Below are 17,310 nucleotides of genomic sequence, written 5' to 3'. Positions count from 1 at the left end.
ATCGGCAAGGGCTGTTCCCGGAACTTCCAAGTGTCACAGCCGATCAGAAGGATCGATCCATGACAGACGCAGACCGTCCCCCAGAAAAAACCCACTATATCTGCCAGACTTATGTTGTAATCAAGGCTGGGCGCAATGGGCAGACAGGCCTGAAGATTGCCAAGCAATTTGAATATTCCACAGCGTTGGAAGCGACAAACAGAGCCGAACGAGAGGCGCTATCCGAAAATTGCGCGGGTGCTGACGCCTACATGGTTACTGAAGATCCAGCGAGCGGAGAAGTCAGCGACCCAAGCTTCCTTGTTAGGCTAGGCATTTTTCCGGAATCTGACGAATTCTAGAAACCCGAAATTAATCACGGACTTCCCGAAGGCCGTAATCGACGCGCTATTCCTCGATCCCAATCCTGCGCACCCAAAAAGCGGCCATCTGTGCAAACGCGGCGAACTCTCACTTCGTCCGCATTCTTTGAGTTCCCGGCCTTGGTGATTTCACAGCTGCAGCGAATGACCGCAAAGTGGGCTGGAACCGCAGCATCTTGACCGGTCGGTGAAAGGCAGCAAAGGGTCGTTCGCGTCGATCAACACTAGGGGCGGTTTGCAGACATCCTCTGCAGGTGCGCGATCATTGGTTCGTAATGTGAAAAGCCGACATTCACACCACTGCCTGCGCGGTAGCTCTTGCCGCGCCATGCACCAAGGTCAGCAATGCGCAGATAGCGACCTTTGCAAAGTCGCGCGAACGGCCCTAACCGGTCATTGGTAACAACACCAAAATGCTGCAGTCGCAGCCCGCATTACGGACATTCGCTGCGCCCCGCAAAATCTGGGGTTGGCTGAACTGACACATCGTGGACAAAGTGAGCTTTCGCTGCGGCAGGACCAACGACTGCTAAAGAGAAACGGCCCAGGTGATTTTCTCGCTCTGTAATCTCACAGACCAATATCGATGGGCAAGGATTAAGGAATTACCCACCCGTCAGCTTCGCCACGTCCAGTTGGTTAATCAAAAAGTCCATAAAGCACCTGACTTTTGGCGTCAGAACATTCGACTTGGGATAGATCAACCAAAGCACTGATTGGTCATTCAAGCGCCAGTCCGGCAGCACGCGAAGCAAACGTCCCGTCTCAAGGTCTTGCGCCACGCTCCAGAGTGAGTTTATCGAGATCCCCATCCCCGCCAGTGTCGCCAGCCGTTGAGATGTTCCATCGTCAAGGATCGTCCGACACATCATTTTTGCGGGATCGACCACAGCAGTTTTGCCATCGACATGCATGATCTGTCGCGGGGCCATGTTCGACCACGATAGGAAGCGGTAGGCGTCGAGAGCATCAGGCGTCAGTGGATGGCCGAACTCCTCGATGTAGGCAGGCGATGCACATAAAATGCGCGTGTCATCTGCCAGTTTGCGCCCCATAAGGCTGCTGTCTTCGAGCGGCGCGTTGCGCAGGGCCAGATCGAAGCTGCCTTCGATAATGTCTTGGCGTGTATCCGAGAGCCTGAGATCCAGTGTGATATCGGGGTAGCGCGATTGAAACTCCGGCAGGATCGGAATGATATGCAGCTGGGCAAAGCTGCTGGGGGCCGCGAACCGCAGTCTGCCGCTTGGGTGCAGGGTGCCCGCGCCCAAGGCGGCACGGCCGGCATCGACTTGGGCCAGAACCTCCCGCGCATAGGGCAAGAACGCCGCCCCCTCCTGACTGACCGAGATCTTGCGCGTGGTGCGATGCAATAGCTCCGTGCCCAGTTCCCGCTCAAGCTTCGCAAGGCGATTGCTTGCCATAGCAGGGGCAAGGCCAAGATCGCGGCCAGCGGCGGTGATGTTCAGCCGTTCAGCAGCGGCGACGAAAAGGCGAAGGGCGTCTGTGTCCATACATCCCAATTATATCAATAGTCGGAATTCTGAAATAATATTTGCGCCGTTTCTATAAGAAATCATGGTGATATGCTGTCAGTAACGCAGCATTTTGGAGCATTGAACATGATATCTATCGGCTACACACAAAACGGTCCTATCGACGGCGCAGGTGCCTTGAGCCTGTTTGATCGGGATAAGCCGACCCTTGGCGCACACGATATTCTGGTCGCGGTTAAGGGCATCTCGGTCAATCCCGTTGACGTCAAATTGCGCGAGGCGCGTGCCCCCGAGGGCGATCACGGTATTTTGGGATATGACGCGGCAGGCACGGTTGCAGAAATCGGCTCTGACGTCACGGGCTACGCGGTCGGCGACGAGGTGTTTTATGCGGGCGATGTAACCCGCGACGGTACAAATGCAGAGTTCCACGCCGTTGACGAACGCATTGTCGGCAAGAAACCGGCGTCTCTCGATTTCGTAGAAAGCGCGGGCCTTCCGCTAACCTCCATCACTGCTTGGGAAATGCTGTTCGACAGTTTCCGTCTGGTTGAAGACCAAGGCGAAGGCCAGAGCCTCTTGGTGATCGGTGGCGCGGGCGGCGTCGGCTCGATCCTGATCCAGCTTGCCAAGACGCTTACCAGCCTGACCGTTATCGCGACGGCATCGCGCCCCGAAACCGAAGACTGGGTGCGCAAGATGGGTGCGGATCATGTGGTCAACCACCGCGGCGATCTGGCGGCGCAAATTAAGGATCTGGGCCTCGCGCCAACCTATGTTGCCGCACTGACAGCCACGGATCAGCATTGGCCCGCTATCATTGATTTGATCGCGCCGCGCGGCCACATCGCGCTAATCGACGACCCTGCAAACCTCGATATCTCAATCGCAAAACCAAAGGCGCTGACGATCTCTTGGGAATTCATGTTCACCCGTTCGATGTTCGCCACTGATGACATCACCGCGCAGCGCGATCTATTGAACCGCGTATCGCAAATGATCGATGCGGGCGCCCTCCAATCCACGGTCACCGAACGCGCCGAGGCGCTGACGGTGGACACGCTGACCGAGGCGCACAAGCGTCAGGAAAGTGGTCGCGTAATCGGCAAACAGGTCCTTCCCGGACTGTCCTCTTGACCAAACCTAACCGACCCTTGAGAGGAAAACCAAAATGGCTTGTTACTCTGGTCTCGACATGACCCCGACCGACGATGTGTGGATCCCCGACTACCTGCCGACTGCCAATGAGCGCGTCGCCGCGTACGGCGGCAAATACATAGCCCGCACCATAAGCCACAAGCAGGTGGACGGCGAAGCTCAAGAAGCGGGTCTGCGCATCATTATCAAATGGCAATCCAAGGAAGCTGCACAAGCTTTCATAGCTGATGAGGCTTATGCACCCCACCTCGCTGCACGCACGGCCGGATCAGTGGGCCACCACTACCTAATCGAGGGCAAAGACGATCTTGCCTAAAGCATCCGCGCCGTCCCTCTCAAGGGGCGGCGCATTTTGAGGGAGAGCCCCCATGCGCGACGACACCCAGACCTTCTTCGAGCAAATCAACCGCGGCTACAATGCGACGTTTCAGAACGGTCGGTTGAGTGTCGGGCTTGTGGTCCCGATCGCGCAATACGCAAGCAGCCCCGTGCCGGATATGGCCGACCATCTGAGCCGTGTTCAGCAGGCCGAAAAGCTTGGCTTCAAAGCCGTCTGGTTACGCGATGTGCCGTTCAACGTTCCCAGCTTTGGCGATGCTGGGCAGCTATTTGATCCCTTTGCGTATCTTGGCTATCTCGCCGCGACGACAACCGATATCGCTTTGGGCGTTGCCAGTATCATCTTGCCTTTGCGCCACCCCGCCCATGTGGCCAAAGCCGCGGCAACTGCCGATGTGCTGTCAGGCGGGCGGTTGATCCTTGGCGTGGCCTCTGGCGATCGCCCCGAAGAATACCCCGCTATGAACCGCGATTTCGACGGGCGCGGCGACGCTTTCCGCGAAAGCTTTGAGTACATTCGCGCGATGGGCGCGTCCGCTGCACAGATTGACAACCGCTTTGGCAAGGTCGACCCCTCCATCGAGATGTTGCCCAAACCGGCAGGCACAAAGCTGCCAATGTTGATCACAGGCTCAAGCCGCCAATCGCCGGACTGGATTGCGCAACATGGCGACGGCTGGATGACCTATCCCCGCCCCGGTGTGGCGCAGGATCGCGTGTTGCAGGATTGGCGGACACAATTGGCCGATCTTGGACAGGCACCGAAACCTGTGTTGCAACCGCTCTATATTGATCTTGCCGATAACCCCGACGAGCCGCCCAGCCCCATCCACCTCGGCTTCCGGTCTGGGCATGGCGTGTTGGTGCAGTATCTTCAACAACTCGAACAGATCGGAGTGAACCATGTTGCACTCAATCTGCGGTTCAGCACCACCCCCGTTAAGAAAACCTTCGAGGCTTTGGCAGAGCATGTCCTGCCGGTTTTTAAATAAGGATTAGATCATGACAAAGACGATTCTCATCACCGGCGCGACCGATGGCCTTGGCCGCGCAACTGCAATCGCATTGGCGAACCAGGGACATACGGTTGTCTGACGTCAGCACCTATGGGACAGATATGAGGATTTGAATAACGGAGGGTTTCTGGTTCATCGTAGCCTTTAAGGAGCGAAGATGAACAAGAAGCCCGGAACATCGAAAGGCGCAGCTGACAAGCTGGTCAAAAACATCCGCCGCAAGACCCGCCAGACCTACTCGGCGGAGGAGAAGATCCGCATTGTTTTGGCCGGATTGCGCGGGGAGGAAAGCATCTCGGCGTTATGTCGCCGCGAGGGTATTTCTGACAGCCTGTATTACACTTGGTCGAAGGAATTCCTTGAGGCTGGAAAGCGTCGTCTTTCCGGCGACACGGCGCGTCAAGCGACATCGCCTGAGGTGAAGGAGTTGAGATCTGAGGCCATGGCCCTGAAGGAATGCGTGGCCGACCTCACCTTGGAAAACCGTCTGCTCAAAAAAAGCATGACAGGGGCTGGGGAGTTCGAGGAATGAGGTATCCAGCAACCGAGAAGTTGGAGATCATTCGCACAGTTGAAGGGTCGCATCTGCCAACCAAGAAGACCCTTGATATGCTGGGCATCCCGCGCACCACATTTTACCGATGGTATGACCGATATGTCGAAGGTGGCTTGGATGCCTTGGCAGATCGTTCGCCACGTCCAAAGTCGGTCTGGAACCGCATCCCTGATATCCGCCGTGACGATCTGATCGAGTTTGCGTTGGAGCATGAGGCACTGACCACACGCGAGCTGGCCGTTAAATATACCGATGAGAAGCGATATTTTGTCTCTGAATCATCGGTTTACCGCATCCTGAAAGCCGCTGATCTGATTACTGCGCCGGACTACGTGGTGATCAAGGCCGCCGATGAGTTCACGGACAAGACCACCGCCATCAACCAGATGTGGCAGACTGACTTCACCTACTTCAAGATCATTGGCTGGGGCTGGTATTACCTGTCCACCATCCTCGACGACTACAGCCGCTACATCATCGCCTGGAAGCTCTGCACGAACATGCGGGCCGAGGATGTGACCAGCACGATCGAGCTGGCGCTTCAGGCATCGGGCTGCGACCAGGCCGTGGTCCGACACAAACCCCGTCTGCTCAGCGACAACGGATCCTGTTACATCTCTGGCGATCTGGCCAAATGGCTGGAGGATCAGAAGATGGACCACGTTCGCGGAGCGCCATTCCACCCGCAAACCCAAGGCAAAATAGAACGATGGCATCAGACCATGAAGAACCGTGTTCTGCTGGAGAATTACTACCTGCCCGGTGATCTCGAGCGACAGATCGGGGCCTTCGTCGACTACTACAACAACCAGCGCTACCACGAGAGCCTGAATAACGTCACACCCGCCGACGTCTACTTTGGACGGGACAAAGCCATTCTGAGAGAAAGGGAGAAGATCAAGAAACTGACGATCCGACAACGCCGCTTGCAACATCAAAAACAAGCCGCATAATCAATCACGCAACCGAACCAGAGCCTCCAATGTTCAAGCCGCTCTGATGTCCCATTTTATATGACGACTGACAATACGGTTATTGCGCATGGCCGCAATGCTGAGAAGCTTGCAGAGCTGAAAGCTGAGATTGGCGCGAACCTAACTACCATTCAGGCCGATATGTCGGACCTGTCCCAAATCGCGCAAATGGCGCGCGATCTGGTGCGGGCCGAAAGCCGGATTGATGTGGTGACCAACAATGCAGGTGTTTTCAAAACATCTACGCCGCGTTTGAGCGACGGTATGGATGTCCGGTTTGTCGTGAATACCTATGCGCCTGCGTTGCTCTCGACCCTTCTGTTGCCCGTGGTCCCAAGAGACGGCCGCTTTGTGCATCTTTCCTCTGCAGCCCAAGCGCCGATCGATGAGGACGCGATGGCGGGCAAACGACCCCTACAAGACATGGAGGCCTACGCCCAAAGCAAGCTGGCCCTGACGATGTGGAGTCAAGACTTTGCATCGAAACACCCCGACGGGCCAGTTTCGGTTGCGGTCAACCCTGGTTCTCTTCTGGCCACCAAGATGGTGCGCGAGGGGTTCGGCACATCCGGCAATGACCTGAGTATTGGGGTCGACATCTTGTGCCGTGCGGCCCTGTCAGATGAGTTCACACGCGCATCGGGGCAGTATTTCGACAATGATAGCGGGCGTTTCGCAGCCCCACATTCAGATGCCGACGATGTGGGGACGGTTACGCGTTTTGTTGCGATCATCGATGCACAGATTGGAGAGAAACAGAACGGAAGCTGAGTTATTTCCGCCTAACGGCCTAAGCGAGGGGCGGAGGGATTGGATTTCGGCATTTTCGCCATTCGTGCAACCCGCAGCATTCTGATCATTAGACGCTATCCCTGACGACAAGAACGGCCCTTTCCTGCCGTTGACCGACATCTATCAGTGCTGCGGTAGCAGCCCGCTTTGCGGTCATTCGCCGCTAGAGCAAATATAAGTCACGTCCGAACTCACAAATCGCGGGACAGAGTGTGCCTTCGCTGCGGCTGCGCCAATGGCTGCATTTGCGAGGACCCCAACGAAAACAGTCTTAAATTTCGGCCGCAATCATTGCGCTAATTTGCCTGATGCCGCCAAAGGGCGGTTGGGTTTGCGGGGCATGCTCACATTATGCCATTGACCTTACCGACACGTGTCGGTAATTGACTCGCATGCGAACACGCCTATCAAAGTCCGAGCGACGAGATGAAATCCTGAAGAAGGCCCGCCAGATCGTCGTAGAACAGGGGCTGGCCAAGACTGAGATGGAGGACATCCGTCTTGCCTGCGGGATCTCCCGCGGCGGGCTGTATCACCATTTCTCGAATAAGCGTGCGGTGCTGGATGCACTTGTCCGTGAAGAGGTTGGAGGCCTTGCCGATGCACTCAACGACAAAGAAGCTTCACCGATACTAGTTCTTCTTTTGAATGGATCGAGCCACCTTGGCGGCGATGCGGGCGTTGTCTCGGCCCTCCAGACTCTGGAAGACAAACTGGATTACCTTTTCGCACTTGAGCAGGCTTTCTCGGTCGTCCTAAAAGACGCGTTGCTTGCCCGTATGACAAATTTTGTCCGCGATGACATCAACGTCGAACACGTGGTAGAATTATTTCTAACAATTAACGCACTTATTAACCGGCGCGAGGTCATTCCCTGGGACATTGGTCAAGCGCTCAAGCTGCCGGTTTTACTGCCACTTCGCTGGAGGCTTTGGCACCTCTGCTGAAATCTCCCGAAGAACTCAATCCGATCCTTTTGGACCTCAAGCAGAAGGCGTCATCTTCATGATATTCCTACAATTTCTGGCACTTACCTTTGCCATTTCTCTTGCAGGATTTGCCTGCATTTTCTTCATACCCGCCGCACGATCACCAGAAAGTGCAATCGGTCTTCCATTTTGGTTGATCATGGTCTGGGGCCCGTCGCTGGCGGCCATTTTGCTTAGTCTGCGGGATGGTGAACTGATGGACTTGTTAGGACGGGTGGTGAAAGTCTCGACTGTCCCGGCATCCGCCTGGGCTCTTGTTCTCGCGCCGCTGGTTCTTTTTCTGGTGATGCGCCCCTTTGCGCCAGAAGGGACAACAAATCTCGGTGCCGCCCTTCTTGTGGCAGTGATCGGATTTAACCTGATCCTCGGACCGCTCGGCGAAGAGCTTGGCTGGCGCGGATACTTCCAGGACCGCCTCAATCCAAATATCGGATGGCTGACGGCGTCGCTACTGGTTGGCGCGATCTGGTTTGTTTGGCATTTGCCGCTTTGGACGATTGATTCACCGCATGCCCAGATTGAATTGCCGCTCTATGCGGGGCATGTGATGTGCTATGCTGTCATCATTGGTGCGGCCTACACCCTATCAGGCGGCTCCATTTTGCCTGCGATCCTGATCCATCTCACCGTAAACTTAGCAGCAAACCTGGCCATATTCGCAGGGTTCCGGGATCCAAATGCGTGGTTCAGTTCCAGCTTATTGCCATACTCCGTCATCGCCGTAATTGCGGTCGGATTGGTGTTCCTTAAAACCAGTCAGTCCAGCCTGAGGTGGCCGGATGTTTGAAAGCTGCCCTTCGTGCCCCACGCAGCATCCGTCACATCGGGCTCAGAGCCGACCTCAGAGGCAACGCAGCAATCCTGTGATAAAGTCCCTCGTCAACGTCGGGTTGTCGTTGTGGAGGGCATGGCGGATCGGAGGATCAGTCATGGAAACACCAAACCTACCAGCCATTCGCGCACTTCGCCCTGCATGGAACAAAGGCCGCATCGTCGGTCAGAAACGACCGCTGAAGCCAAAGCATGTCTGGGCAATCCGTGTTCGCCTTGAACTGGCAGAAAATCATCGCGACCTCGCGCTGTTCAACATGGCGATCGACAGCAAACTTCGAGGCTGCGACCTGGTGAAGATGAAAGTCGTCGACGTCATGGCATCTGGTCAGATCAAAGAACGGGCTTCCGTGTTGCAAAGCAAAACGCAAAAACCGGTGCGCTTTGAGATATCCGAGGGCGCAAGAGCCTCGGTCGAGAAGTGGATGGAGCATGAACTCATGGTCGGCTCAGAGTACCTTTGGCAGGGCCGCTTCCATGAGCGTCTTCATATCTCGACTCGCCAGTACGCGCGGATCGTTCGCGATTGGGTCACTTCAATCGGATTAGAGGCGAGTGCCTACGGCACGCATTCGATGAGGCGAACAAAGGTAACCCAGATCTACAAGAAGACTGGCAACTTGCGAGCGGTTCAGCTTCTGCTTGGTCACACCAAGATGGACAGCACAGTCCGGTACTTGGGCGTCGAACTCGAAGACGCGCTAGCAATCGCCGAGGCCATTGAAATCTAACAACTTCAGGTCGTCGTCGCTGGCGGCCCAGTGCGGACTTTCACCTTGCGATCACACCGCTGCGGTGCGGCCCACCGAACCAGCCGTTCGCTGCGGCCGCAAACTCAGGCGATGGCTGAACTCACACTGCGCAGACAGAGTTAGCCTTCGCTGCGCCGAGCACGAAAGTCCGCTACAGAAAGTCATATTCTGTATGATTTAGCCGGCCTTGAAGTATTGAGGGGACAAGAATCTCAACCGAAAGCCATCCACACAGCGACGGCGGCCCGAACCGGACCTTCGGTGAAGAGCTCATCGCTGCGAAGCGGAACCTCCCAAAGAGCATTTTATGTCGGCTTCCAGCGAGGTTTTTCCCCTAAACGTCGGCCACGCCGACATTTCTATCATTCGCCTCGCGAGCTTGGTTTTCGTCGCGAGCGCGAACTCCATCGGTTGGTAGGCGAGCGACCAGTCACTTGCTACACTTAACACGGTAAATAAGTCCGGACTACCGGATTCCGAGCGTCCCCACATTGAGGGGGATACCTCGCTTCCCTAGCAGGCGTTTCCCATTTTCATAATCCTCCTCATTGGGGGCCTTACCGCAGGTCGAGCCGATCGATTTAACCAGCTTCTCCGATCGGTAGCGATCATATCCTGAAGCCCAGTTTGCCTCGAGGTGACCATAAACCTTGGAGATGTCGGCCCCTGAGTTATCAACAGCGCGCAGGTGCCGCTCAAAGCAGATGCAAAAGGCGGCAAGTTTCAATGCGGTACCATGCCCCGTGACCGTTCTCCGACCCAGAAGACAGGAAGTACTGAAGGATTGAGCGTCTTTAGGGAGGCCTGCACCGCCGGCTGCCTGCATAATAGGCTCAGGTTGGGGGTAGCGAACCTTCATTTGAGCAATACTTGAAGGCTCCATGCGCGCAAGATACCTATAGAGGTTTTCGCGCAAGAGTGCCGTTCGAGAGCTTCGACACCCCTCACGATTAACGACTTTCAGCATGTCCTGCATAATATTGATGCCTGGGGTTATGCCTACTGCAGAAAAGCTGATCCGAGCGGTCTGCTCATGCGATCGGGGGGCAAAGAAGCGTTGCTCGTAGTGCTCGGTCGTACCTATTGCGAAGGCTGTGCGACTGTTTTGTGTTTGAGTCAGCTGGTACTCTGTGTCGCCAGGGTAGACGCAGTCCGGCCCGTAACGACGCACCATGGCATTGTGCTCTATCAGAAGAGCCGCGTAGGCTGCGCCTACTTCGCCACGTTGCGCCGCAGGGATGTTGGCAAATTGTCCGAGATAGATTCGATTGAGAAGCTGGGAGGCGCGCACACCCTCTAGGACAGGGCCAGCGTAGACAGTCGGGGCGGCATGGGTAACTTCGATGGCTTCCTTCAAGAGGCGTTCGATCATCCACTCGCTCACGCCGAGAATCATCACCTCTCTGGGTGGGATTTCCGCTGATACGCGGGCGAGATAATCCACCACCTCGGGCGTGATTTCTCCAGTCGGGTCCTGGCCAATCTTCTTTTTGATGCATCGTACACCGGTGCGGAATTTCAGGGTCAGTTTATCGTCATAGGGTGGCTCGCCTTTGTAGCAGCCGACATTGGCTAGCCTGGCCTTGAGATCTGCGATATCCTGGGCGCCAGCGGGCCGGGCAAGCAGGAAGGCGAGTGCGAGGACAGTAGCAATCGCGACAATGATTGACAGTGCGCCACTTAGAGTGCGCGGTACGCCACTCGCCGCGCCGGAGTACTCATGGTTTTGCATGGACTTCTCCTCGAAACGAACAAACAATTCAGCGCTTAGACTCAAAGCGCCGGTTACATATTTACCGGAGGAGAGGTATTTCTCAAAGCCACCTTTCCGCTTGGGAAATGTGAAGACTTCTTTAAAGCAAGCAGGGAATTTCCTTCCCCGACGACTGCGACACGCACTAATACTGACCTTGCCCGGGATTTGTGGAAAGTGGTTAGCTAACTTCTGTAATCCTTTACTCGAATGCGATTGCGCGCCAAGGAGCAACGTGAGGTGCCCTTAGTTTCCTAGACGCCTGCCTCATTCATTTTCTGCTGTTTCATTTCATAGTCAACCGGTGACAGCATGCCATTGTTTGTGTGCTTGCGTGTCGGGTTGTAAAACATCTCGATGTAATCGAACACGTCCTGCCTTGCAGCGTCGCGTGTGAGTGACCTGCGCCCCAAGTTCCCTCCATCTTTGCGCGGAGTCCTTAGGGTTAAATCTTTGGCGTTAAGCCGCCATCTTGTCCATTGCCTTTCTCTGCAAAAATTTCATCGGTGTCAGGTTGCCCAAGGCTGAATGTGGTCTGCGCCAATTGTAATCTTCCTGCCATTGTTCCAACATTTGTCTTGCATCCAGCAATGTGCCGAACAGTGTTTCGTTGAGGCATTCATCTCTGAGTTTGCCGTTGAAGCTTTCGATGAAACCGTTCTGCTGGGGCTTGCCTGGCGCGATGTAGTGCCAATCAATGACGGTATCCTGCACCCATTTGAGGATCGCCATGCTGGTGAACTCGGTTCCATTGTCCGAGACAATCGTCTTTGGCATGCCACGCTCAGCGATGATGCGGTCCAGCTCACGCGCAACCCGTTGGCCCGACAATGATGTGTCCGCAACCAGCACCAGGTTCTCTCGACTGTAATCATCCACGACCGCTAAGATGCGGAAGCGGCGACCATCCGTCAGCGCGTCAGATACAAAGTCCAAGCTCCAGCGTTGGTTTGGGCCATCCGGCAGCACCATCGGCTTTCTTGTACCCAATGCGCGCTTCCTGCCGCCTCTGCGCCGCACCTGCAGCTTCTCCTCGCGATAGATACGCCTGACCTTCTTATGGTTCACCTCAAAGCCTTCTCGCGCAATCATTACATGGATCCGACGGCAACCAAACCGACGCCGTTCCCTCGAAACGCGCTTGATGGCATCTCGCAGTTCAGCATCATCGCCACGTCGCGACAGATATCGTATCGTGGATCGATCAATCTGTAGCACATCACACGCCCGCCGCTGGCTGACCTGATGTTGCTCCATCAGGTGCGCCACAGCTTTCCGCTTCACGGCGGGCGTCACCATTTTTTTGAGTTGATGTCTCGCAACATTGCGTTGTCCAACATCTGTTCTGCCAACAGCTTCTTCAGCTTGCCGTTCTCGTCTTCCAACGCTCGCAACCGCTTCGCGTCAGACGGCTCCATACCACCATACTTCGATTTGTATTTGTAGAACGTCGCCGAGCTGATCCCGTGCCGCCGACATACATCAGCAGTCTTCTCGCCAGATTCCTGTTCCTTGATCATCGCTATGATCTGTTCGTCCGTAAATCGTGCCTTCATTTGTCCGTCCTTTTGTTGGCCGGACTCTACACAAATCTGGAGGAGATTCAGGGGCTCAGGTCAGTGGATTGTGCAGCATCGTGTCGGCCAGAACGTCGGTCAGCAGACGTTGTTGCCGTTCGCCGCATTTGCGCCAAAGTCTGCTCACAGCAGATTCTTTCAATCAAATGCGGTCCGCCTTGGTGGACATGCTAGAGTTACTGGTTCCGTAAAGCTTCTTCGATTTTGGCCACGTCAATCTTGCCCATCTGCATCATCGCCTCAAACGCACGTTGCGCTGGGTCCCCGCAGGCGGCCATGGCATCGGTCAACACGCGAGGTATGATTTGCCAAGAGACACCCCATTTGTCCTTGCACCAGCCACAGGCACTTGCTTGCCCGTCATTGTCGACGATTGCATTCCAGTAACGGTCAGTTTCGGCCTAATCGTCCGTGGCTATCTGAAACGAAAACGCCTCATCCTGTGTGAATGCTGGCCCGCCGTTCAGGCCGATACAGTGTACTCCCGCGACCGTGAATTGAACGGTCAAAACGTCACCAGCCTTGCCCGACGGATAGTCGGTAGGCGCGAAATTCACCGCCGTGACTTCGCTGTCCGGGAAAACAGTAGCGTAAAAACTTGCGGCAGCTTCGGCGTCTTTGTCATACCAGATGCAAATGGTGTTTTTGGCAGAAGTCATGATTGTGCCTCCTTTTCGCCGGCCGCAGCCATATCCATCCACATGCACTCCCATACATGCCCGTCCGGATCGGCAAAGCTGCGGCTATACATCCATCCGTAATCCTGTTTGGCGTTGATATCTGGTGCGCCGTCAAATGCCGCTGCGGCGTCCAGTATTGTATCAACGGCAGCTATATCGTCGAAAGAAATCGCTAAAAGCACTTCGCTTGAGGTTGCAGGCGGTATTGGGCGCTTGGTGAAAGTGCGCCATTTGTCATGGGTCAGCAACATTACAAAGACTGCCTCGCTCCAAACCATACAAGCCGCTGTATCATCGGTAAATTGCGGATTATTCTCAAACCCGATAGCTTGATAGAATGCCATCGCCTTTGGCAAATCGGTTACCGGCAGATTTACGAAAATCATCTTTGGCATTGTGGCGTCCTTTCCGTGCAGCCGAATACCGGGCTGCTGTTAGAGTACCTCGGTTTAGCGGCCAAAGCTGTCTTAGATGCGATGTGCGCTGTCAGTCATTTGAGAGACTGGGCGTATTCTTCGAGCTGCGTCGCGACGGTGCCCCAGCCATCATAAAAGCCCATGTCTTCGTGGCTCTGGCGTGCTTCGGGCGAGCGGTGACGGGCGGTCGCGGTGTAGATAGTGCCACCCTTCCCATCATCTGCGAATTCGACAATCGCCGTCATGAACGGATCGGCGGCAGGCTTCCAGCCTTCGCTGTAGGTGTCCGTGAAAACAAGGCGCTTGCAATCAACGACTTCCAGAATGATACCCTCATTTTCCATCAGATTGCCTTCGACATTCATCGTCGTGTTGAACTTGCCGCCAACGCGCAGGTCGATTTCGCAAGCGTCGATGCTATGCGGCTTGGGCACAAAGAAATTCTTGATGTGCCTCGGCGTTGTCCAGCACTCCCATAGCAGCTCTTTAGGTGCATTGATCTTGCGGGTGAAGGTCAGATCGGTTGCCGGTTCAAGTTTCATCTTTGGCGTTCCTTCATGAGATTTTTGACGTAGTCATCAAAGCGGTCCAGTCGCCCTTCCCAAATCTCGCTTTGTTCGCTCAGCCAATCTTTGGCAGGAGCAAAAGCGCCGGGTGCTAGTTCGCAGGTTCGCGTTCGCCCCTGCTTTTTTGATGTGACGAGGCCAGCCACTTCCAACTTTTTCAGATGTTCCATGAATGACGGCAACGCCATGTCGTGCGGCTCAGCCAATTCGCTGACGCTTGCCTCGCCTCTTGCAAGACGTTGAAGGATCAAGCGCCGCGTCGGATCTCCAAGAGCGGAAAAGCACTGGTCGAGGTTGGGGTCGTACTTAGGCATATACCTAAGTAACACTGCAGACTGAAGGTTGTCAATAAGACTTAGGGAACGTCCTAACCATTGCCATGAGAGAGCAATTGCAGACATTCGCTGCCCAGTGACGAACGAACAGTTTGGGCTCACTGCCGACGTTTGCCGCACGACACATAAAAGTTCGCAAAGCGGACTTTGCTGCCGTTCGACTGGCGGGTTGCGCCGCCTCCATGATAGGTTCGCGTAATGAATATTTTAGTTTCTCTTTCCGGACTTCCCGGTGTCGGCAAAACGACCTTGGCAAGGAAACTGGCGGCGCTTACTCCGGCTGTTCATCTTCGTGTAGATTCCGTTGAAACTGCTTTGAAACGAAGCATCCTATGTATTCATCCCGCAGAGGATGCAGGCTACTTGGCGCTCGCAGCTATCGCGGAAGACAACCTTTTGCTTGGCCTCGACGTTATTGCCGACACAGTCAATCCTGTCGGAGTTTCACGAGAACTATGGACGAAGACTGCTTCTAACGGCGCGGCTCACTTGTTGAACGTCGAAGTCATCTGTTCCGATAAAGCGCTTCATCGAAAACGAGTCGAGACGCGTGTCAGCGACATCAGCGGGCTTGTCGTTCCCAACTGGCACGAGGTTTCCAAACGAACCTTTGAGCCGTGGCAGTGCGACCGCTTGATCGTGGATACCGCCCTCGACTCAGTTGACGTATGCGCGTTTCTGATCGCCAAGGAAATGGACCGCTTGAGGTTTGCAGCGCAGTAAGTTTGGGTGTCTGACGTCAGCACCTATGGGACAGATATGAGGATTTGAATAACGGAGGGTTTCTGGTTCATCGTAGCCTTTAAGGAGCGAAGATGAACAAGAAGCCCGGAACATCGAAAGGCGCAGCTGACAAGCTGGTCAAAAACATCCGCCGCAAGACCCGCCAGACCTACTCGGCGGAGGAGAAGATCCGCATTGTTTTGGCCGGATTGCGCGGGGAGGAAAGCATCTCGGCGTTATGTCGCCGCGAGGGTATTTCTGACAGCCTGTATTACACTTGGTCGAAGGAATTCCTTGAGGCTGGAAAGCGTCGTCTTTCCGGCGACACGGCGCGTCAAGCGACATCGCCTGAGGTGAAGGAGTTGAGATCTGAGGCCATGGCCCTGAAGGAATGCGTGGCCGACCTCACCTTGGAAAACCGTCTGCTCAAAAAAAGCATGACAGGGGCTGGGGAGTTCGAGGAATGAGGTATCCAGCAACCGAGAAGTTGGAGATCATTCGCACAGTTGAAGGGTCGCATCTGCCAACCAAGAAGACCCTTGATATGCTGGGCATCCCGCGCACCACATTTTACCGATGGTATGACCGATATGTCGAAGGTGGCTTGGATGCCTTGGCAGATCGTTCGCCACGTCCAAAGTCGGTCTGGAACCGCATCCCTGATATCCGCCGTGACGATCTGATCGAGTTTGCGTTGGAGCATGAGGCACTGACCACACGCGAGCTGGCCGTTAAATATACCGATGAGAAGCGATATTTTGTCTCTGAATCATCGGTTTACCGCATCCTGAAAGCCGCTGATCTGATTACTGCGCCGGACTACGTGGTGATCAAGGCCGCCGATGAGTTCACGGACAAGACCACCGCCATCAACCAGATGTGGCAGACTGACTTCACCTACTTCAAGATCATTGGCTGGGGCTGGTATTACCTGTCCACCATCCTCGACGACTACAGCCGCTACATCATCGCCTGGAAGCTCTGCACGAACATGCGGGCCGAGGATGTGACCAGCACGATCGAGCTGGCGCTTCAGGCATCGGGCTGCGACCAGGCCGTGGTCCGACACAAACCCCGTCTGCTCAGCGACAACGGATCCTGTTACATCTCTGGCGATCTGGCCAAATGGCTGGAGGATCAGAAGATGGACCACGTTCGCGGAGCGCCATTCCACCCGCAAACCCAAGGCAAAATAGAACGATGGCATCAGACCATGAAGAACCGTGTTCTGCTGGAGAATTACTACCTGCCCGGTGATCTCGAGCGACAGATCGGGGCCTTCGTCGACTACTACAACAACCAGCGCTACCACGAGAGCCTGAATAACGTCACACCCGCCGACGTCTACTTTGGACGGGACAAAGCCATTCTGAGAGAAAGGGAGAAGATCAAGAAACTGACGATCCGACAACGCCGCTTGCAACATCAAAAACAAGCCGCATAATCAATCACGCAACCGAACCAGAGCCTCCAATGTTCAAGCCGCTCTGATGTCCCATTTTATATGACGACTGACAATCTAGGGGCACCTCAAATAGCCATCTTCGGAAGAGATGCAGGGTGAGTAGTATTGGCAAGGACAACGATTGGAAGTGTGGGGCGTTTGCCGCCCCACACAGTGTTTTTCACTATGCGTGACATTTCGGCGTTTTCTGCAACACCACATAAAGGCCCGCCAGAACCAAAGCCGTTCCGACGACGCCGGCATTCCAGGCGGTCATAGGTTCGGTGAATCCGAACAGCCAAGGCGCCGCTACCAAAATCAAACCGTAGGACACTCCCAGATAGGTCTGGACCAGGTAATGCTTGTTGAGGCCGTAACCCGCTACGGTCAAAGCCAGAAGCCCCGAGAGAATGAGCAGTCCTGCATCGCCAACGAGGGCATTGCCAAGAGCCGATTGGCCGCCAAGAAGCATGAATGGCGACAAGATGAGCCAAAGCCCTGAAGCTGTGAAGGTCCATCTGAAAGCTTCACGATTTTGCATAGCTCATACTCCA

Annotated in this window: 18 protein-coding genes and 3 pseudogenes; 12 read left to right on the top strand and 9 right to left on the bottom strand. The window is 55.0% G+C overall.

The genetic code is table 11. The annotated features are described in order from the left end of the window. The first annotated feature begins 59 nt into the window (after window positions 1-59). On the top strand, window positions 60-341 hold the full coding sequence (locus N4R57_04535) for a hypothetical protein (GenBank protein UYV38359.1): 282 nt from the start codon (window positions 60-62) through the stop codon (window positions 339-341). Window positions 342-967: 626 nt separating this feature from the next. Here the strand turns inward: N4R57_04535 and N4R57_04530 are convergent. Beyond that, window positions 968-1,873 (bottom strand): LysR family transcriptional regulator, encoded by a 906-nt coding sequence (locus N4R57_04530; protein ID UYV38358.1) that lies wholly within the window; start codon window positions 1,871-1,873, stop codon window positions 968-970. Window positions 1,874-1,981: 108 nt separating this feature from the next. Here N4R57_04530 and N4R57_04525 point away from each other — a divergent pair, with 108 nt between their 5' ends. From N4R57_04525 to N4R57_04485, 9 genes and pseudogenes are all read left to right on the top strand, one after another. Further along, window positions 1,982-2,992 (top strand): zinc-binding alcohol dehydrogenase family protein, encoded by a 1,011-nt coding sequence (locus N4R57_04525; protein UYV38357.1) that lies wholly within the window; start codon window positions 1,982-1,984, stop codon window positions 2,990-2,992. A 58-nt stretch (window positions 2,993-3,050) separates the two neighbouring features. Continuing rightward, entirely contained in the window at window positions 3,051-3,329 is a 279-nt protein-coding gene (locus tag N4R57_04520; protein UYV38356.1) for a DUF1330 domain-containing protein, read from the top strand. Between the two features lie 52 nt (window positions 3,330-3,381). After that, complete coding sequence (locus N4R57_04515; protein UYV38355.1) at window positions 3,382-4,344, top strand: LLM class oxidoreductase; 963 nt, start codon at window positions 3,382-3,384, stop codon at window positions 4,342-4,344. A 10-nt stretch (window positions 4,345-4,354) separates the two neighbouring features. Beyond that, window positions 4,355-4,444: pseudogene (locus N4R57_04510) on the top strand (SDR family NAD(P)-dependent oxidoreductase). A gap of 81 nt (window positions 4,445-4,525) precedes the next feature. Next, window positions 4,526-5,877, top strand: a protein-coding gene (locus tag N4R57_04505) for an IS3 family transposase (GenBank protein ID UYV38354.1) whose coding sequence is annotated in 2 segments (ribosomal slippage) — window positions 4,526-4,862 and window positions 4,862-5,877 — 1,353 coding nt in all. Because the reading frame shifts where the segments join, the coding sequence is not laid out codon by codon here. Between the two features lie 60 nt (window positions 5,878-5,937). Then, on the top strand, window positions 5,938-6,669 hold the full coding sequence (locus tag N4R57_04500) for an SDR family NAD(P)-dependent oxidoreductase (GenBank protein ID UYV38353.1): 732 nt from the start codon (window positions 5,938-5,940) through the stop codon (window positions 6,667-6,669). A 413-nt stretch (window positions 6,670-7,082) separates the two neighbouring features. Next, window positions 7,083-7,637, top strand: coding sequence for a TetR/AcrR family transcriptional regulator (locus N4R57_04495; protein ID UYV38352.1), 555 nt, complete (start codon window positions 7,083-7,085; stop codon window positions 7,635-7,637). 58 nt (window positions 7,638-7,695) lie between these two features. After that, entirely contained in the window at window positions 7,696-8,466 is a 771-nt protein-coding gene (locus tag N4R57_04490; GenBank protein UYV38351.1) for a CPBP family intramembrane metalloprotease, read from the top strand. A 142-nt stretch (window positions 8,467-8,608) separates the two neighbouring features. Next, window positions 8,609-9,241 (top strand): tyrosine-type recombinase/integrase, encoded by a 633-nt coding sequence (locus tag N4R57_04485; GenBank protein UYV38350.1) that lies wholly within the window; start codon window positions 8,609-8,611, stop codon window positions 9,239-9,241. Window positions 9,242-9,728: 487 nt separating this feature from the next. Here N4R57_04485 and N4R57_04480 read toward each other — a convergent pair whose 3' ends face one another. The 7 genes and pseudogenes from N4R57_04480 to N4R57_04450 form a co-directional block, all read right to left on the bottom strand. Continuing rightward, a complete protein-coding gene (locus tag N4R57_04480; protein UYV38349.1) occupies window positions 9,729-11,249 on the bottom strand; it encodes a hypothetical protein in 1,521 nt (506 codons plus the stop codon). 20 nt (window positions 11,250-11,269) lie between these two features. Continuing rightward, a pseudogene (locus tag N4R57_04475) lies at window positions 11,270-11,410 on the bottom strand (IS3 family transposase). A gap of 64 nt (window positions 11,411-11,474) precedes the next feature. Beyond that, a protein-coding gene (locus N4R57_04470) for an IS3 family transposase (protein UYV38348.1) occupies window positions 11,475-12,571 on the bottom strand; the annotation gives its coding sequence in 2 pieces (ribosomal slippage) (window positions 11,475-12,322 and window positions 12,322-12,571; 1,098 coding nt in all). Between the two features lie 197 nt (window positions 12,572-12,768). Next, window positions 12,769-13,251: pseudogene (locus N4R57_04465) on the bottom strand (VOC family protein). After that, window positions 13,248-13,667, bottom strand: a complete 420-nt coding sequence (locus N4R57_04460; protein ID UYV38347.1) for a lactoylglutathione lyase — start codon at window positions 13,665-13,667, stop codon at window positions 13,248-13,250. The pseudogene N4R57_04465 and the gene N4R57_04460 overlap by 4 nt, the downstream one beginning before the upstream one ends. Window positions 13,668-13,762: 95 nt before the next feature. Beyond that, on the bottom strand, window positions 13,763-14,230 hold the full coding sequence (locus N4R57_04455; GenBank protein UYV38346.1) for an SRPBCC family protein: 468 nt from the start codon (window positions 14,228-14,230) through the stop codon (window positions 13,763-13,765). Beyond that, complete coding sequence (locus tag N4R57_04450) at window positions 14,227-14,568, bottom strand: metalloregulator ArsR/SmtB family transcription factor (GenBank protein ID UYV39506.1); 342 nt, start codon at window positions 14,566-14,568, stop codon at window positions 14,227-14,229. Before N4R57_04450 ends, N4R57_04455 begins: the two co-directional genes overlap by 4 nt. A gap of 219 nt (window positions 14,569-14,787) precedes the next feature. Between N4R57_04450 and N4R57_04445 the strand changes: the two genes are divergently transcribed. Continuing rightward, window positions 14,788-15,312, top strand: coding sequence for an AAA family ATPase (locus N4R57_04445; protein ID UYV38345.1), 525 nt, complete (start codon window positions 14,788-14,790; stop codon window positions 15,310-15,312). A gap of 92 nt (window positions 15,313-15,404) precedes the next feature. Continuing rightward, window positions 15,405-16,756, top strand: a protein-coding gene (locus tag N4R57_04440; GenBank protein UYV38344.1) for an IS3 family transposase whose coding sequence is annotated in 2 segments (ribosomal slippage) — window positions 15,405-15,741 and window positions 15,741-16,756 — 1,353 coding nt in all. Because the reading frame shifts where the segments join, the coding sequence is not laid out codon by codon here. A gap of 184 nt (window positions 16,757-16,940) precedes the next feature. Here the strand turns inward: N4R57_04440 and N4R57_04435 are convergent. After that, entirely contained in the window at window positions 16,941-17,297 is a 357-nt protein-coding gene (locus N4R57_04435; protein UYV38343.1) for an SPW repeat protein, read from the bottom strand. Window positions 17,298-17,310 lie beyond the last annotated feature (13 nt).

Source organism: Rhodobacteraceae bacterium D3-12, assembly GCA_025916135.1.
Lineage (GTDB): Bacteria > Pseudomonadota > Alphaproteobacteria > Rhodobacterales > Rhodobacteraceae > JAKGBX01.
This window is presented reverse-complemented; position numbering and strand designations above follow the sequence as displayed.

Excerpts from the sequence above, each read along its gene's own strand:
- N4R57_04535 (UYV38359.1), top strand. The coding sequence starts at position 60 with ATGACAGACGCAGACCGTCCCCCAGAAAAAACCCACTATATCTGCCAG.
- N4R57_04530 (UYV38358.1), bottom strand. The coding sequence starts at position 1,873 with ATGGACACAGACGCCCTTCGCCTTTTCGTCGCCGCTGCTGAACGGCTG.
- N4R57_04525 (UYV38357.1), top strand. The coding sequence starts at position 1,982 with ATGATATCTATCGGCTACACACAAAACGGTCCTATCGACGGCGCAGGT.
- N4R57_04520 (UYV38356.1), top strand. The coding sequence starts at position 3,051 with ATGACCCCGACCGACGATGTGTGGATCCCCGACTACCTGCCGACTGCC.
- N4R57_04515 (UYV38355.1), top strand. The coding sequence starts at position 3,382 with ATGCGCGACGACACCCAGACCTTCTTCGAGCAAATCAACCGCGGCTAC.
- N4R57_04500 (UYV38353.1), top strand. The coding sequence starts at position 5,938 with ATGACGACTGACAATACGGTTATTGCGCATGGCCGCAATGCTGAGAAG.
- N4R57_04495 (UYV38352.1), top strand. The coding sequence starts at position 7,083 with ATGCGAACACGCCTATCAAAGTCCGAGCGACGAGATGAAATCCTGAAG.
- N4R57_04490 (UYV38351.1), top strand. The coding sequence starts at position 7,696 with ATGATATTCCTACAATTTCTGGCACTTACCTTTGCCATTTCTCTTGCA.
- N4R57_04485 (UYV38350.1), top strand. The coding sequence starts at position 8,609 with ATGGAAACACCAAACCTACCAGCCATTCGCGCACTTCGCCCTGCATGG.
- N4R57_04460 (UYV38347.1), bottom strand. The coding sequence starts at position 13,667 with ATGCCAAAGATGATTTTCGTAAATCTGCCGGTAACCGATTTGCCAAAG.
- N4R57_04455 (UYV38346.1), bottom strand. The coding sequence starts at position 14,230 with ATGAAACTTGAACCGGCAACCGATCTGACCTTCACCCGCAAGATCAAT.
- N4R57_04450 (UYV39506.1), bottom strand. The coding sequence starts at position 14,568 with ATGCCTAAGTACGACCCCAACCTCGACCAGTGCTTTTCCGCTCTTGGA.
- N4R57_04445 (UYV38345.1), top strand. The coding sequence starts at position 14,788 with ATGAATATTTTAGTTTCTCTTTCCGGACTTCCCGGTGTCGGCAAAACG.
- N4R57_04435 (UYV38343.1), bottom strand. The coding sequence starts at position 17,297 with ATGCAAAATCGTGAAGCTTTCAGATGGACCTTCACAGCTTCAGGGCTT.